Consider the following 17,411-nt stretch of genomic DNA (forward strand, 5'->3'; position numbering starts at 1 on the left):
CCATCTTTAAAATTTTGTAAATACATAAACTCAAAAAAGTATAATAAAGTCTTTATATACTCTACTACACTTTTTTAAAAATATTTTCACAAATCTTATACAACTATTTCATTTATCCGGTGGAAAATAAGAATTTCTTTACAGCGAACTCCACCTAAACCTAAGAATCACTTGATTTTCTAATATCTATAAGTTTACTGCCATCTACCTCTGCTTCTTCAAAAGTCCCCATATTATCCATAACATATAGAGCAGATTCTAATATTGCAAAAGCCATAGGACATCCTGATCCTTCTCCTAATCTCATATTTAAATTTAACATAGGATTCAATCCTAACTCTTTCATTACACATTTAGCCGCCGGTTCTGCTGAAAGATGCGAAGGAAATAAAAAATCTACTACCTTTTCATTTAATTTTACAGCACAAAGTGCTGCTACAGAAGATATAAAACCATCTATTACAATAGGCACTCTATTTTTAGCAGCCCCTAAAAAGCATCCACATATTCCTGCTATATCAAATCCTCCTACCTTTGCTATAACATCAATAATATCTTCTGGATTTGGATTATTTATTTTAATGGCATTTTGAACTGCTTTCTTCTTAGCCTTGAATTTATCTTCTGTAATTCCAGAACCTTTTCCCACAGTTTCATTTACTGGCAATTTTAATATAGCACTTAAAACCGCAGAACTTGTGGCCGTATTACATACTCCCATTTCTCCTGTTCCAAATAAATCATATCCTTCTTTTACAAGTCCATCTATTATTTCTATTCCCGTTTCAATTGCTTTTATACACTGTTCTCTGGTCATAGCCGGTCCTTTTGCTATATTTCTAGTACCATAATCTATTTTTTTATTTATGATTTCATCACTTTTGAAATCATAATCAGTTCCTATATCCACTATGGTTCTGTCACATTTGAAAAAATCGCCCAATACACATACTCCTGTTATACCTTTAACAAAATTTTCAGTAATATTTGCTGTCAATCCTTTTGGACAATTGCTTATACCTTCTTCCCATATTCCATTATCTGAACACATTATAACTATATTTTTTTTGTGTATTTTATTATGTACTTTTCCTGTAATTCCAGCCATTTTTACAGCTATTTCTTCTAATTCTCCAAGACTTCCTATAGGTTTTGCCAGATTATCTAATCTTTCTTTAGCATTTTTCATAGCTTTTTCATTTCTTTTTTCTATTTTGTTTAGAGTATTTTCAATCAGACTCATTATATTCCTCCATATATTTTAAAATCTACTAATTTTACATGCCTAATAGATCAAGTGATTCTTAAGGTTCAGACCGGAGTTTGCTATAGAGAAATGCTTACTTAGAAGAACTTATCCAGGCGCTTAGCAGTGCTTATCTCCCACGTTGAAGAAAGTGGGAAGTATTAGCACTGGTAGCATTCGGATAAAATGCACATTAAAATTATATTTTCATTTGTAAAACATTTCAATAACAATACAGGCTTTCCCTTTTTTATAAAAAAAATAAAAATCATCTGTACTTATAAAATTCATGATAACTTTCCTGTATTCCATTTTGGAAATACTATTTCTAACTTTAGAACTAAATTCCACAAAATCATCATATTTTTTTATATAGTTTATCAATTTATCTGCAATAAATATTGAAGTTATAGGAGATACGCCCTTTGTGTTCACTCCTATTGAGATATTTTTAGTACTCCTATGACAGGGTATAATACAGTTTCCCTCTTTGGAATCTGTGGCATCTACATATATTTTACAAAGATTCCTGCAGTGCTGTCTTATAGTTGAATTAACCTTCTCATCATCTGTAGCAATTACCACAATATGCTTATCTGCTATATGATGCACATCATATTTTTCTTTAATCAACGTAACATTTAAATTCTTTTTAATATTGTCAAAACTGCCCATAAAATTTTCAGACAGTATATATACCTGGCATTCTTTCATGACAAAAGTTTCAGATTTTATGTAAGAGGCAGATCCTCCACCTATTATGATCACTTTTATCTTAGAAGATAGAAGTGAAATAAGTATAGGTACATTATTCTCTTGAATGTTTTTTTTCAAATCCAGATTTCTCCTTTTATAAAATGATTTTCAGGTTAGAGTATAGTCTTAAAAATAAGTTAAAATTAATATTATACATATTATTGCAAAAAAAATCATTATATTGATTTCAGAAAAATACATAAGTTTTATACTCTCTTTTATATGCCTAAAATTTAACTCCACAGACTTGTCACCTATAGTGGGCTTATGTACTAATTCCCCAAAATATTTATTGGTACCTCCAAGCTGTATATTCATGGCACCTGCCGCTGCCCCTTCCGGATATGCACAATTGGGGCTTTTATGATTTTTTCTATCTCTTATCATTATTTTAAAAGCATGAGCAACACTTCCTTTTACTATGGAGGCAGATATACACATAAAAATCCCGGTGATTCTAGCTGGAATAAAATTAAATATATCGTCCACCTTTGCAGGAAAAAATCCTATATATCTATATTTTTTATTCATGTATCCAAGCATTGAATCCATAGTATTTATCCCCTTATAGAGCATTGCAAAAGGAGCGCCAAAGACTGCATAAATAAGTGGAGCTATAACTCCATCTGAAGTATTTTCCGCCACTGTCTCTACACCTGCCCTTATTATTTCCTCACTATTTAAACCAGCAGTATCTCTTCCCACTATATTCGAAAGTTTAGTCCTTGCATCTATAATATTATCTTTTTTCAAAGCATAATATACTTTTTTGGCTTCCACTGCCAAACATCTGGCTGAAATAGTTGTCCAAATAAGAAATATATTTACTATCTGATATAAAATTATATTCTTTCTCAAAATCATAAGTAGTATAAAGGGTATAAAAAAGCTAACCATACCCACTATTAAAACTATTATGCCACCCCAAATTTTAAGATTTTTCTCATCTTTATAAAGATTTCTTCCTTTTATCTCTAAATATGATATTAACTTTCCTATGTATATTACAGGATGGGGAAACTTATAAGGATCTCCAATTATCCAGTCTACTAAAACCGCTGCGAAAATATTTATGAAGTTAATAATTAAGAATAAAGTAAACAAATTTAATCCCCCTTTAGCTGTCTTATACTTTAAAGCTATTAATCCTCATGTAATCCGTAAAAAACATACCATGGTGCTATGGCCACAGCTGTACCCTTCGCCTGTTCCCTGAGCAAAAACTCCCTTACTTCATCTTTGTGCAAAGCAATTACCTGTATATCTTCCGCTTCTTCCAGCTGCTGTTTAGGATTTTTATTTTCCTCTAAATTCTCATCTATTTCCATCTTTATTACCCTGACTCTATCTGTCACAAGGGCTGGATTTGCATAAAGCTCAGGTCCTACAGATTTTATTCTTCCATTATATCCTGTTTCTTCTTTTAGTTCTCTTACAGCACTTTCAAATAAACTCTCATTTTCTACCAGTCCCGCTGGAAATCCAATGACATACTTATCAACTGCAGGCCTGTATTGTTTTATAAATATATATCTGTTAGATGGTACCAGCTTACTTATTATTATAACCGTGCTTGTAGTATTTGTTCTCTCTATACTCTCCCACTTTAGAAGTTCATTTTCTTTTCCTAGATAAGTAATTTCTTCCATTCTAACCCATTTACCTTCATATAATACTTTTTTTGATACTCTTTCCATTATACATATCCTCCTAATTTTTGGATTTCTTCTCCAATTATCATAAAACCCTTTTTTATATTCTCTTTACTAACTCTTGAAAACCCCAGCCTTAAAGTATCCTGTCCCTTATCATCTACATAAAATACATCCCCTGGAGTGAATATAACTTTCCTTCTATAACATCTAGCTAAAAGTTCCCTTGAATTTATGTCTTTTAATTTTATAAATATATGCATTCCCCCTTCTCCCAGTACTTCTCTATTTTTTATATACTGTTTTGCACATTTTAATGCAAATTCATATTTTTCCTTATACACTTTTCTGGCCTTTTTTATGTATTTATCAAAATTGCCGCAGTTTAAGTAATCATAAAAAATTGCCTGATCAAGGGAAGAAGTATGAATATTCCTGCTTCTCTTTATGCTCTCTAAATAATCTATAAGTATCTTGTCACCCAATATCCACCCTATTCTTATTCCTGGAAACAATATCTTTGAAAAACTTCCTATGTATATAACACTATTACCAGAGCCACTAAAAGCAGCCATAGGGGATACATGTGCTCCAAAATATCGAAGCTCCTCATTAAAACCATCTTCAATTATAGGTATATCATGATGTTTAAGTATATTATATATAGAAACCCTTTTCTCCGGTGACATCACAATACCTGTGGGATTATGATAGGAAGGAACAAAATAAGAAATTTTAAATTTATTTTTTTTTAGCTCCTTTTCAAGCATATTTAAGTTAACCCCGTCTCTTTCCATATCTACCCCTGTTATATTAAGTCCATGAAGCCTCATAATCTTAATTGCAGTATTATGAGTTGGATTTTCACATATTATACCATCTCCCTCTTTTGTAATACAGGATAACACCAAATCAAACCCTTCTGTAAAACCATTGGTTATGAGTATGTCTTTTTCCTGTATATTTACCCCTTTATTTTCCATATATTTCAATAGATATTCAATAAGAGGTTTATATCCCTTTGCATATCCATAATTTAAGACTTTTTCTCCTTCTATAGCCATTCTGTTTAAAAATGCCTTTTTAAATTCATCTACATTAAATAAACTTTCATCAGGAGCTATGCTTTTAAAAGATATCATTCCCTTTTGCCATTTGGCTTCATGTTTAATTATATCTAATTTTTCTGAAAGTCTGCCATAATTATTTATTTTACTCTCCCAGGATACCTTCCATTTCTCTTGAAAATCCACTTTCACATTTGAGACGAAAGTTCCTCTGCCCTTTTTCATGTATACAAAGCCTTCATCCTGTAAAAATTCGTAGGCACACATTATGGTATTTCTGCTTACATTAAACATGGACGCCATTTCTCTGGTAGAAGGGAGCTTTTCATCTCTTCTAAGAAGTCCTTTTAGTATCATATCTTTAATATAATCTTTTAACTGTATATATACAACCCTATCTTTATCTATTTTAATATTAGAGAACATAATAAATTTCACCTCAAATATATTTTTACACAATTACATAAATAAATAAAGAATAATACCTGTTTAAATGTTTAAAAGATATTATTCTCTATTCTATGAGGTGGTTTTAGTTAAAATTATCTATTTTCCCCTAAATTTATTTGGGTTTTCAGCATCAAATTCACTTAAAATGCAGGAACTATACTCCCTTTGTAATTTTCATTTATAAATTTTCTAATTTGTTCATCATTTACAGCTTTTGCTAATGCTTTTATATAAGGTTTATCCTTATCTTCCTTCTTAACTGCGATTATATTGGCATAAGGTGAATCTTTTGACTCTATGGCAATGGCATCTTTAGTTGGATTTAAATTTGCCTCCAATGCATAATTTGTATTTATAACTGCCCCATCCACATCTGCTAGTATCCTTGGAAGCTGTGGTGCATCAACCTCCTGTATATTTAAATTCTTTTTATTTTCAGTTATATCCAGTTTTGATATTGTATCCCCATCTTTTACTTTTATAAGTCCTTCTTTAGCCAATAATTTTAAAGCCCTAGCTCCATTTGTAGCATCATTTGGTATGGCAATTTGCGCTCCATCTTTCAACTCACTTAAACTTTTAATTTTACTTGAGTAAAATCCCATTGGTTCAATATGAACTTTAGCAACGTAAACTAAGTCTGTATTGTTCTTTTTATTAAACTCTTCTAAATATGGTATGTGCTGAAAGAAGTTTGCATCTATTTCCCCTGACTGTAATGCCTTATTTGGAGTTACATAATCTGTAAACTCAACTATTTCAAGATCATATCCTGCTTTTTTCAGTATAGGCTTAACTTTTTCAAGTATTTCCTTGTGAGGTTGTGGAGATGCCCCTATCTTTATAGTAGTTTTATCCTCACTTTTACTTGTACTTCCTTCACTTTTCTGTGTTCCACATCCAACTAATGCAAGAACAAATATTAATGATAAAATAACTGTTAGTACCCTTTTCATTCTTATTCCCCCTTATAATATTAAATTAAAAACAAATAAAACTCGAGGATAACCTCGAGCTAAAAACCTCAAACTATCCCCTATCTTTCAGCTTAAGCTGTAGGAATTAGCACCAATGTATTAAAAAACAATACTGGTTGCTGGGCTTCATAGGGCCAGTCCCTCCACCGCTCTTGATAAAGCTTGTATTAAATTCATAACTTACAGAATAAATTATAACACACAATAAAATAATGTCAATACCATTTTTTTAAAACCACTATCCCATATAAATACCACTGTTGTGGCTCTTTAACATTTAAATGAAAATGTATATTATTATATTAAAAGGCCCAATGCCTGAAAATAAAGTTCATTTTGGAGGAATTATGATATGAAAGTAGGAATTATAATGGGTGGGATATCTTCAGAAAGAGAAGTTTCCCTAAATTCAGGAAAATCCATAATAAACTATATGGATAAAAATAAATATGAAATAGTACCTATTGTTATAGATAAGAAAAATGATGTATTTGAAAAAGTAAAAGATATAGATTTTGCCTTTATTGCTCTTCATGGCAAATTTGGTGAGGATGGTATAATACAATCCGTTTTCCAAACCATGGATATACCTTATTCAGGCTGCAGCCCCTTAACCAGCGGCATCTGTATGGATAAGGACATAAGTAAGAAACTGCTATATTCTGCCAATATAAATACAGCAGAATGGATATGTATAAAATCCATAGAGAATATTGATTATGACTACTTAGAAAAGATGGGGTATCCTGTAGTTGTAAAACCAAATTCCGGTGGTTCAAGTGTAGCAACTACTATAATAGAAAAGAGTGAAGATATAGAAGAAGCTGCTCGTCTTGCCTTTAATTACGATGAGGAAGTTATGATTGAAAAATATATAGAAGGAGACGAAATAACTTGTTGTATATTAGACGGAACTGCCCTACCCATACTTGCCATAAAACCTAATAAGGGTTCTTTCTTTGATTACACTTCAAAATATGCAGATGGCGGTTCTGAAGAAATAGTAGTAGAATTTGAAAAACCACTTCAAAGTAAGATTGAAGAAATATCCCTAAAGTGCTGGGAACTATTCAAATGCAAAGGCTATGTCCGAGTAGACATGATATTAAAAGATAAAGTTCCCTATGTACTTGAGCTTAATACTCTGCCGGGACTTACAAAAAATAGTCTTTTCCCAAAAAGCGCTAATGGGGTAAATATATCCTTCACAGAACTATTAGATAAAATAATTCAATGTTCTATGTAAAAAAATTTTTTCATCAGGGGAATACAATGGTGTTTTCCCCTGGATTACCACTTTAATGTGCATCCTGTTTTGTGTTCAAATTCTAATTTTACAGAATCCAAATCTTCTACATTCACATCTTCCAATTTTAACTCTAAACTTAAATTTATATTATTAAAAGAAGGATTTTTCTTTAATTTTATATTTTTTCTTTTACATATATCAAGGGCTATATTTATTATTTCATTTTGATTTGCACTGCTGGATATACTGATATTCCATCCTGTTAAATTTGCTAAATCTTGAATATGTATTTTGTATTTTTCTCCAATTACAGGACTTATAAAGGAAAGTTCTATATGTTTTTCATCATTACATGATTTTATACTTTTTCTATAAGGCTTAAACTCCTCTTTATCAAAGAACTCCCCTATTAAACTTAAAGCTTTATTTTGCTCCATGGTTTCAAATTCACCTAGAGCTCTTATGCAAATGTGCTCCAGTTTATCCTTTACCACATCCTCTGGAGATTGTACTAATAAACAAAGCCCTGTAGTATTTTCGAATTCCTTAATCTTATCTTTTCCTATAATATATTTAGAATTTGTCATAACTATAGCTTGTTTCTGCTCCAGCCTATAAGATATTTTTTTTATAGATACCTCATTTAAAATGTTATTTATAATTTCAGAGGCTGCATTTATATTTATAGTATCACTTATTTCCACCTTCCAGCCCACTTCTTTTTCAAATTGTTCTATTTTATTATTTATACTTTTATGCACTGTAGAGGGAAAGTCAAAATTTAAAATCACTTTTTTTTCATCATACATAAAGCTTGACTTTTTAGGATTAAAATGCTTAAAATACCTGTTAGTAAATTCTTTTAGTTCATTTGGCTTAAGTTCTTTCGTTTTTAAATTTTCCTTCACCTTTTCCTCACTTTTACATTTAAACAGAAACAATCTTCTATTATCACTTTCAAAATAAGGAGAATTTACTATAATTCCTTGAAAATTTTCCGCTGCACTTCTTTCTTTATTATTTCCGCTCCATATATAAATCATCTCTTCCAGAGTAAACAATCTTTCTCCATAATTAAGTGATACAAACTCCCAAAACTTTTTTAAATTATTTTCATCTAGTTCTTCATTACAGTTCATAACTTTATCTAAAGATTTTCTCCATTGTTTTCGAGGTTTGTTTATATTAATATCATAGATTTCACTGCATTTAGGTGCATACACTTTTCCCTTTACTTCTGAAGAAAGCTGCATACAAAAATTTTCTATCACGTCCTCATTTCCATGTACTATAAATATATTCCTAGGACTTAAAAAATTTATAAGTGATTTTATCTCACTTTTGTCACTGTGAGCTGAGAGTCCTACATTTTTCACTTTGCAATTTACAGGGATAACCTTTTCATTTATATATAATTTTTTATCTTTTTCTTCTTTTAGAAGTTCCAGAAGTTTTCTTCCTGGAGATTCTTCATCCTGGTATCCTGTCATAACTATGTAACCATTTTCCATGGGAGCTATTTTTTCTGCATAATACTGACTATATCCCCCTGTAAGCATACCTGAACTTGAAATTATTATTAAAGATTCATCATCTTCTAATATTTTTTTCCTAAGCTTATTGTCATCTATGGGGATTATATTATCATCATAAAAAGGTTCAATTCCCTTTAATATTTTCTTTCCCAAGGAATTTTTGAGGTATAGTGGGTTTAACTTATAAGTTCTATTTATATCCCTTATCATACCATCTACATAAACCTTAATATCCTTTAATATATTTTTATTCAGTGCCTTTTTTATGGTAAGCAATACTTCCTGGGATCTGCCAAGAGCAAAAGCCGGAATCAACATTTTCCCTTTTTTTCTTTTACATTCATTTATAATATCTATAAGACGTTCTTCTTCCACTTCTCTATTTGAATGCAGTCTATCTCCATAGGTAGCCTCAAAAATTGCTACATCCGGTCTTAACCTTGGAACTTTTAGCCCTTCTACAGTTTTTTGTGAAAACACGGAAAAATCTCCAGAATAAAACAGCGAACCCTCTGGAGTAGTAACATAAACACAGGCTGCTCCTGCTATATGTCCCGCCATATAAAATGTAAGTTTTACATCCTGAAAAATAGGAAATTCCACCATATAATTTATGGGAAATATACTATTTAGCATATTTTTAACATCTGATTCTGCATATAGGGGAATTTCCCCTTCTCTATTATTCATAATTTTCAAACTATCATAAAGAAGTACCCTCATCAAATCTTTTGTCATCTTAGTAGCATATATTCTAGCTAATGGATATTCTTTACTTATTATAGGCAAAGAGCCTATATGATCCATGTGAGAATGACTTATAATTATAGCATCTATGCCTCCCTGCTCCTGAATTGATTTGAAATCTGGAAGAGCATCTTTAGATGAGCTCTGTCTTATACCACAATCCATTAATATATTTCTATTATATATTTTAACAAGTATACAACTTCCACCTACTTCTCTAGCTCCCCCTAAAAATGAAATGTTCATATTATACATCATCTCCCTCTTCCAGTAAATATAATTATATTTTAAATATGTTTCATCTATTCATAATCAACCCGAAGATGTTTTATATAACATTTTAACATATATGTTTATATTATTCAAAATGATTAATTTAAATTATTGTCAAAGAACAAGTATGTTTACATATTTTCAGCAATATAATAAATAAGTTTTTCTGTATCCTGCCACCCTAAACATGGATCTGTAATAGATTTTCCATATACACCTTCATCTATATGTTGATTTCCTTCCACAAGATAGCTTTCAATCATAAATCCCTTTATCATATGCTTAAGAGATGTATCATATTTTCTACTCATAAGCACTTCCCTTGCAATTCGAGGTTGTTCTTTATAGCGCTTCATGGAGTTTGCATGGTTGGTATCAATAATAATAGAAGGATTTAGCAATTGTTTTTCCTCATATCTTCTAGATAGTATAACTAAATTTTCATAATGATAATTTGGAATATTTCTTCCATAGGAGTCTACAGCTCCCCTTAATACAGCATGAGCCATTGGATTTCCACTAGTTTCAATTTCCCACCCATTATATATAAAAGTATGATGTAGTTGTGCCGCTTTAATAGAGTTTAACATCACCGTTAAATCTCCACTTGTAGGATTCTTCATTCCCACTGGCATATCAATGCCACTTACAGTAAATCTATGCTGTTGATCTTCTACGGAACGAGCACCTATGGCATGATAACTTAACAAATCTGCAAGATATGTATAATTTTCAGGATACAACATTTCATCTGCTGCGGGCATATGGTATTCACTTAAAGACTTTATGTGCATTTTTCTGATAGCCTTTATCCCTGCAATCAAATCCGGTTTTTTATTTAAATCTGGCTGGTGTGCCATTCCCTTGTATCCTTCTCCTGTAGTCCTTGGCTTATTTGTATAAATTCTAGGAATAATAATTATAACGTCCTTTACCTTTTCCTGTACCCCTGCAAGCTTGCCTATATATTCACAAACAGAATCTTCATTATCTGCAGAACAAGGTCCTATTATAAGGAGAAATTTACTGCTTTCATTTGAAAAAACTTTTTTTATTTCTTCATCCCTATTTTTTTTAACTTCCTTTAGATGCTTTGATAAAGGCATTTCCTCTATTATCTCCTCTGCAGTGGGCATTTTTTTAATAAATTTCATACTCATATTCTTTACTTTCCTTTCTTAAAGTATCCTAATTAGATTTATCCCAAGGCCACTACGGGACTCACATCCCGGATTGCTGAAAATAAAAGATAGGAAATCCTGGCCTCTGAATAAATTCTTCTAATATTTACTTGATAGCTTCTATATTTAAAGTATAAGCTTTTATATATATGAGTCAACAAAAATATTATTTATGCAGAGCTTTAGCCGCAGCCTTTATATCATTTTTCCCTAAGATGGCAGACACAACAGAAATGCCATCAATTCCTGTAGACAACACTTCCCTAAAATTATTCTCATTAATACCTCCAATTGCAACTGCAGGTATATTTATGCTATTATATACACTTTTTAGTCCCTCTATTCCTATGGGAATGTCTATATCCTTTTTAGTTCCTGTAAAAAATATTGTTCCTATTCCAACATAATCTGCACCATTTTTCTCTGCTTCCAAAGCTTCCTCTACATTTCCTACAGATATTCCTATTATTTTATTTTTACCCAGTATGTTTCTGGCTGCAACTAAGGGCATATCACTTTGTCCAAGATGTACTCCTTCTGCATCTACCGCTTGTGCTATATCTAATCTGTCATTTATTATCAAAGGAATATTATAAGTTTCAGTTATTTTTTTTAATTCCAATGCCTGCTCATAGAATTCTCTTGTAGAAGCGTCTTTTTCTCTTAACTGCACCAGGGTAACCCCACCTAAAATGGCTTGTTCTACAGCCTCATAAAGAGATTTTCCCCTTAAAACATTTCTATCTGTAACTAGATATAAACTATAATCTAATTCCATGCTATCTTACCTTCCTTTTTCAATTTTTCTTCACTTAATTCATATATACAATCTATAAGCTTTACTCTGAAGCTTCCTGGAGCTTTAGCTTCCTTATAGGCTTCTTCACTTGCTATATTTATGGAAAGTATGGCCCCTACAACAGCCATAAATTTGTCTTCAAAAGCTCCGCAGGCAGCAGCACAAAGCGCTCCAAGCATACATCCTGCTCCTGTTATGTTCGTTAGCATTTCTGTCCCATTTTCAATTATTGCACTATTTTTTCCCTGTACTATAAAATCTTTTTTTCCTGTAGCTGCAACTACACAGTTATATTTTTCAGACAAAATCCGAGAACACTCCAAGGCACCTTCTCCATCCTCTAAGGAATCCACTCCTTTTACATTTGAGGTTTCTCCTGCCAAAAATTTAATTTCTCCTATATTTCCTTTTATCACGTCAACTCTTCCTACTTTGAATAGTTTATCTATAAACTGAATCTTCTTTGGTATGGCAGCACAAGCCACCGGATCTAATACTACCGGAATATTATGTGTTTTTGCAGACACAGCTGCCAAAATTGCAGAAGATTCCTGTTCTCTAGTAAAAGTTCCTATATTTATATATAAAGCAGAGGATATTTTGACAAAATCAAAAACTTCATCATAAGCCTCGCACATGGCAGGTGAAGCACCATAAGACAATAAAATATTAGCACAATCATTTATAGTTACATAATTAGTAATACAGTGTACAAGAGGCACACTTTTTCTAACTTCTTTCAATACCTTTGAAACCTTATCCAATTTTAAATCATTCATAAGTTATTATCCTCCTTCATATTTAAAGATCAAGTATTAATTAATATTGTATTTTATTTTTAATATTTAAAATTTTATACCCGCTTTTTTATAAATTTCAATAAAATGTCCCACAGGACCAACCCCTCTTCCTAAATCAAATGAATTCTCTATAGCTTTGGTTATATATTCTTTCGAGATAAGTACAGACTTATCAATGCTGTAACCCTTGGCAAGATAAGACGCTATGGCAGAAGATAAAGTGCATCCCGTACCATGAGTATTTTTAGTATTTATTCTATTCCCATTCAAGTTTAATATGTTATCATCATAAAATAAGATATCATTTGCATCATTACACCTGTGCCCGCCTTTCACAAGTACACTTTTCGCTCCTAATTCTTTTATTTTAAAAGCTGCTCTTTCCATATCTTCTCTACTTTCTATTTTAAGTCCAGTAAGCACTTCCGCTTCTGGAATATTTGGAGTCACAACATCTGCAATTTTCACTATGTCTTTTATAGCTTCTGTGGCCTCCTTCTTTAGAAGAAAGTATCCGCTTTTTGATACCATTACAGGATCCAATACTATGTTTTCAGCCTTATATTCCACCAAGAGCTTTTGTATTATAGATATAGTGCGGCTATTTGAAACCATACCAATTTTTACTGCATCTACTTCTATATCATCAAATACAGCTCTTATCTGAGCTTCTACTATTTCCGGATTCACATCCATAACAGATTGTACCCCAATGGTATTTTGTGCTGTAACAGCAGTAATTACACTCATGCCATATACTCCAAGAGCACTCATAGTTTTTAAGTCTGCTTGTATGCCAGCTCCTCCTGAACTATCAGAACCTGCAATTGTCAATACCTTTTTCATTTAAAACACCTCCATTTATAAAAATAAAAAGTGTATGCAGAAAAACATACACTTAAAAAGCCTATAAGACTATACAATATTGTTTCCCTACGCCAGCTTTACCTGGATCAGGTTCAAAGGGTTAGAAATATTTCTTCTCAGCTTTTACAAGCACCCCCACAAAACTATTATATTTTACTTTTATTTTACTACAGTAATTAAAATTTTCAAGTAATAAATTCGATATCGTAAAAATATGTTAAAATTATTATCTGAAAACTTTAATATATATTGACACAAAATACATATCATGATATATTATATTAGTAACTTTGAGAGTTACTTAAATGCTTATGCCGAAGTGGTGGAATTGGCAGACGCAACGGACTCAAAATCCGTCGCTGGCAACAGCATGCGGGTTCAAGTCCCGCCTTCGGCACCAAATATAATATAGGGGTATAGCTCAACTGGTAGAGTAGCGGTCTCCAAAACCGTTGGTTGTGGGTTCGATTCCTACTGCCCCTGCCAAAGAAAAGTCAGTAGAATCAACGGTTCTACTGACTTTTAATTTTAATTTACTTATAACTATATTCTTTAAAAATGCTTTTTGGTCACAATTTGGTCACGGATATAAGAATAAATTCTCAAATAGAAAAAGAATCACTTAATTTGATTCTTTTTCTTCAATATATTGGGATATTTTTTCATTAGCAGACAATAAAGCATTTTTTTCTATATCAGTTGAAACATGAGTATAAGTATCAAGTGTAATTGCTATTGAACTATGCCCTAGACGTTGACTTACAATTTTAGGATGAACATTTTCTTTCAATAACATAGTAGCATGAGAATGTCTAAGGTCATGGAATCTTATTTTCTTAAAATTATGCTTTTTTACTAATTGAGCAAACCTTTTACTTATATAAAGTGGATTAATAGGATTCCCATTTGATGTAGTACAAATATATCCACTTTCTATGTATGCTTTGCCATACAATAATTTATTAAGACGTTGCTGCTGTTTTTGTTTCTTTAAATTTTCAATTGTGTTATCAAACAAATTAATTACTCTCAGAGAACTTTTAGTTTTAGTCTTTTTATCACTTAAACTCTTTTTTAAAGCATCATATCCATAATTGCGTTTTACTGTAAGTAGTTTTTTATTTATGTCTATATCCTCCCATTTAAGACCTGTGATTTCCGATTGTCTTAACCCAGTTTCAAATGCTAGAAGTACAGGTAAATATATTAATTCCTCTTTTATTTTATCTAGAAAGGAATAAAAGGTTGAATTATCCCATACCTTTGTTTCCGTTTTTTCTACACTGCCATATTTTATATTGGATATAACAGTTCTATCTATAGTTCCATCACGTACAGCATCAGTAAGGGCTTTATGCAGCATCCTATGCACCTTTAGTATAGTCGATCTACTAAGCCCCTTTTTAAAATTTGAATATACTTGAGGTTGTTCAAGATTCTTATAAAATTCTTTTATTTGTAAGCCTGTAAGTTTACTGATAGGAATTTCTCCAAGATGATTACTTATGTGAACACAAAATTCATTATAACGCTTTTGTGTAGAGGGAGAGAGTGAAGAACCTTCGGTTTTAAGCCATCTCTTTAAATATTCTTTCAATAAAATTTTATCCCCCGAAAAATTATACCCATTTGATGATTTCATAATTACATCTGCAATATATAATTGAGCTTCTTTTTTACTCTTGAAACCTCTTTTCCTTAGCTGATTCCTTGAGCCATCTGATTTTCTTGGCAAATCAACTATAATATCATACACTATTTTACCATTTTTTAATTTCCTACTTTTAATTGAGCCTTCCATTTTAAAACCTCCGTACTACATAAAAATTATTATTTAAGCATGTTTAATAATAAACACACTTAAATAATTTAAAATATTCTAATCAATGGATTTAAGTTTTAATAGTTCTTCAACCGATTTTCCTAAAATAAAACTGTTCAAAGATATTACAGGTATTAATATCTTCTTTCCAACTCTTGTAACTGGTTTGATTTTAGCTTGTCTAACTAATTCATATACCTTTGCTGGCGAACATTTTAAAATATTTGAAACTTCTTTCACAGTATATAATGATAATTCCATTTATAAACTACCTCCTCATTTTTATAATATATGACTATTTTCAATTGATTTACCAAGATATTCTCTGCTGTTAGATTAACCTAACACCTCTCTTTATTTAAGATAGTATTTTATGCTCTCCCTAATAAAGATGTATTCCAAATATAATTAGAACATGTTCCTAACATATTTTTATATTTTTACCTTATAAGCAGCATTATTAATGTCCTTAGCTACTTTGTTCCATAGTTCCATAAATCATATCATCATGATTTTCTAATAACCTTAATCCTTCAAAACCATATTTATTCCCATCCTTTCGATTTAATCTCTTATATATTAACTTATATTTTTGTTTTAAAATATTTTTCAATTGGCGCTTATCCTTAGTCGTAGTTGTATCCAAAAAATTATTTTTACAGTACTCGGCATAGGCCCCTACTAATTTATCAAAATGTACATAACTATTTCTGTCTAATAAACACATTTCATTTATAAATGACAACATAGAATTGCTATTGTTCATGTAACTATTTAGTAATGATGTGGATGCATGACATCCTGAAAATTTGAATCCATTTTTGATATATCGTATAAGTCCATCAACTGCCCATGAAAAAATAAGATCTTTTTCATAAAGAAGTTTATAAATTAAATTTTTATCTTGATAATTTTCTGGAATACTAACTTGAAAAGGAATAAGTATCAGTCTATTAAAAAATGCTAAATTATCCTTATATGAAGGTGTCTTTATTTCTGGTAGATTATTTGTTGCAAATATCAACTTGCATTTATTGTAAAATGAAAAAGGAGCTTTGAATAATTTTCTAGCATTAACCTTATCTGTTTCACTCACAAGTGACTTAAATGTTGCAGTATCAATTATTTCTTTGTCAGGAAGTTCACTATAGATATTAATTAATTTACCATACAATTTTGCCACATATTTTTCATCAGATAAATTTTGCAAAGGAACATTGGATACATTTTCCTCGCCACATATACTAGCTATGACCCTTAAAAAAACACTTTTACCCGAGTTAGATTCACCAAATAATATAAATGCCTTTTTTGCGTTGTTAAAATTGGAAAAAATGTATCCTAGGATCTCTTGTATTAAAATTATAAGTTGATTATCACCTTTTGTAATATTTACAATAAACCTTTCAAAATAAGAATTATTAATAGAATAATTAGGATTATAATTAGCTTGCACACAATTTATAAAACGGTATATTTCATTATGATACATTATAATGGGTTTTCCATTGGATAGGGTATTAAAATCTAAAACTCCGTTATGGCAATTTATTAAATATTTATTGTCTGGTACTAATTCTGGATTAAATTGAATACTAGGCTCTAATCTTATTGCCTCATATAATTTTCTTAAATCTGAGGGTTCTATAAAACTTCTTATATTATTAGGAATGTATTTATTTATTTCAATAAGCGTATTGTCTCTTGATAATGCCCTATAACAGCCAGCTGTAAATTCATAAATGCGTAACTTATCCATATTAATAAAATTCATTTTTTTCATAATCATATTTTTTACATTTTCAATATTTATTCTTGGATCTTTAGAACTTCTAAGAAGATTATTGTGAATATCATACAGTTTATTATTAGCAGTTATATTTTCCATTTTAACAATCATCCCTTCTTTACAATTAAGGTACAAAAATAAGTTTATTAAACTTGTTCCTTATTGTTAAATTTTATAGTTTAATAATAAGCTTAAATTTAT

Annotated in this window: 15 protein-coding genes, 2 tRNA genes and 2 riboswitches; of the genes, 3 read left to right on the forward strand and 14 right to left on the reverse strand. The window is 30.7% G+C overall.

Annotated features, from left to right (window positions below):
- Window positions 1-160: 160 nt before the first annotated feature.
- From cobT to CKL_RS14215, 6 genes are all read right to left on the reverse strand, one after another.
- A complete protein-coding gene (gene cobT, locus CKL_RS14190) occupies window positions 161-1,243 on the reverse strand; it encodes a nicotinate-nucleotide--dimethylbenzimidazole phosphoribosyltransferase (protein ID WP_012103249.1) in 1,083 nt (360 codons plus the stop codon).
- Between the two features lie 210 nt (window positions 1,244-1,453).
- Window positions 1,454-2,080, reverse strand: coding sequence for an NAD(P)-dependent oxidoreductase (locus tag CKL_RS14195; protein ID WP_012103253.1), 627 nt, complete (start codon window positions 2,078-2,080; stop codon window positions 1,454-1,456).
- Between the two features lie 48 nt (window positions 2,081-2,128).
- A complete protein-coding gene (cbiB, locus tag CKL_RS14200; RefSeq protein WP_012103254.1) occupies window positions 2,129-3,106 on the reverse strand; it encodes an adenosylcobinamide-phosphate synthase CbiB in 978 nt (325 codons plus the stop codon).
- Between the two features lie 38 nt (window positions 3,107-3,144).
- A complete protein-coding gene (locus CKL_RS14205; protein WP_012103255.1) occupies window positions 3,145-3,699 on the reverse strand; it encodes an NUDIX domain-containing protein in 555 nt (184 codons plus the stop codon).
- Window positions 3,699-5,147: a MocR-like pyridoxine biosynthesis transcription factor PdxR gene (gene pdxR, locus CKL_RS14210; protein WP_012103256.1), complete on the reverse strand. Its 1,449-nt coding sequence runs from the start codon at window positions 5,145-5,147 to the stop codon at window positions 3,699-3,701. The genes CKL_RS14205 and pdxR overlap by 1 nt, the downstream gene beginning before the upstream one ends.
- 164 nt (window positions 5,148-5,311) lie before the next feature.
- Complete coding sequence (locus CKL_RS14215; RefSeq protein WP_012103257.1) at window positions 5,312-6,127, reverse strand: MetQ/NlpA family ABC transporter substrate-binding protein; 816 nt, start codon at window positions 6,125-6,127, stop codon at window positions 5,312-5,314.
- 77 nt (window positions 6,128-6,204) lie between these two features.
- Window positions 6,205-6,310: riboswitch (SAM riboswitch) on the reverse strand.
- 190 nt (window positions 6,311-6,500) lie between these two features.
- On the opposite strand from CKL_RS14215, the gene CKL_RS14220 reads away from it, so the two are divergent.
- Window positions 6,501-7,394 (forward strand): D-alanine--D-alanine ligase, encoded by an 894-nt coding sequence (locus CKL_RS14220; protein ID WP_012103258.1) that lies wholly within the window; start codon window positions 6,501-6,503, stop codon window positions 7,392-7,394.
- Between the two features lie 44 nt (window positions 7,395-7,438).
- On the opposite strand, the gene CKL_RS14225 is transcribed toward CKL_RS14220, so the two are convergent.
- The 5 genes from CKL_RS14225 to thiD form a co-directional block, all read right to left on the reverse strand.
- Entirely contained in the window at window positions 7,439-9,925 is a 2,487-nt protein-coding gene (locus CKL_RS14225; protein WP_172634768.1) for an MBL fold metallo-hydrolase, read from the reverse strand.
- 158 nt (window positions 9,926-10,083) lie between these two features.
- Window positions 10,084-11,112: a 3-deoxy-7-phosphoheptulonate synthase gene (locus CKL_RS14230; RefSeq protein ID WP_012103260.1), complete on the reverse strand. Its 1,029-nt coding sequence runs from the start codon at window positions 11,110-11,112 to the stop codon at window positions 10,084-10,086.
- Between the two features lie 187 nt (window positions 11,113-11,299).
- Window positions 11,300-11,911 carry a thiamine phosphate synthase gene (gene thiE, locus CKL_RS14235; RefSeq protein ID WP_012103261.1) on the reverse strand — a complete coding sequence of 204 codons (612 nt, stop codon included), beginning with the start codon at window positions 11,909-11,911 and terminating at the stop codon, window positions 11,300-11,302.
- Window positions 11,902-12,711 (reverse strand): hydroxyethylthiazole kinase, encoded by an 810-nt coding sequence (gene thiM / locus CKL_RS14240; RefSeq protein WP_012103262.1) that lies wholly within the window; start codon window positions 12,709-12,711, stop codon window positions 11,902-11,904. Before thiM ends, thiE begins: the two co-directional genes overlap by 10 nt.
- A gap of 66 nt (window positions 12,712-12,777) precedes the next feature.
- Window positions 12,778-13,578 carry a bifunctional hydroxymethylpyrimidine kinase/phosphomethylpyrimidine kinase gene (gene thiD / locus CKL_RS14245; protein WP_012103264.1) on the reverse strand — a complete coding sequence of 267 codons (801 nt, stop codon included), beginning with the start codon at window positions 13,576-13,578 and terminating at the stop codon, window positions 12,778-12,780.
- A gap of 66 nt (window positions 13,579-13,644) precedes the next feature.
- Window positions 13,645-13,746: riboswitch (TPP riboswitch) on the reverse strand.
- Between the two features lie 166 nt (window positions 13,747-13,912).
- Between thiD and CKL_RS14250 the strand changes: the two genes are divergently transcribed.
- Together CKL_RS14250 and CKL_RS14255 are read left to right on the forward strand one after the other, a co-directional pair.
- Window positions 13,913-13,999, forward strand: a tRNA-Leu gene (locus CKL_RS14250).
- Between the two features lie 10 nt (window positions 14,000-14,009).
- Window positions 14,010-14,085, forward strand: a tRNA-Trp gene (locus CKL_RS14255).
- A 136-nt stretch (window positions 14,086-14,221) separates the two neighbouring features.
- Here CKL_RS14255 and CKL_RS14260 read toward each other — a convergent pair.
- The 3 genes from CKL_RS14260 to CKL_RS14270 form a co-directional block, all read right to left on the reverse strand.
- A complete protein-coding gene (locus CKL_RS14260; RefSeq protein ID WP_012103265.1) occupies window positions 14,222-15,400 on the reverse strand; it encodes a tyrosine-type recombinase/integrase in 1,179 nt (392 codons plus the stop codon).
- A 78-nt stretch (window positions 15,401-15,478) separates the two neighbouring features.
- On the reverse strand, window positions 15,479-15,682 hold the full coding sequence (locus CKL_RS14265; protein ID WP_012103266.1) for a helix-turn-helix domain-containing protein: 204 nt from the start codon (window positions 15,680-15,682) through the stop codon (window positions 15,479-15,481).
- Between the two features lie 208 nt (window positions 15,683-15,890).
- Complete coding sequence (locus tag CKL_RS14270; RefSeq protein WP_012103267.1) at window positions 15,891-17,309, reverse strand: DNA primase family protein; 1,419 nt, start codon at window positions 17,307-17,309, stop codon at window positions 15,891-15,893.
- Between the last annotated feature and the right edge of the window lie 102 nt (window positions 17,310-17,411).

The organism is Clostridium kluyveri DSM 555 (assembly GCF_000016505.1).
Classification (GTDB): Bacteria; Bacillota; Clostridia; order Clostridiales; family Clostridiaceae; genus Clostridium_B; species Clostridium_B kluyveri.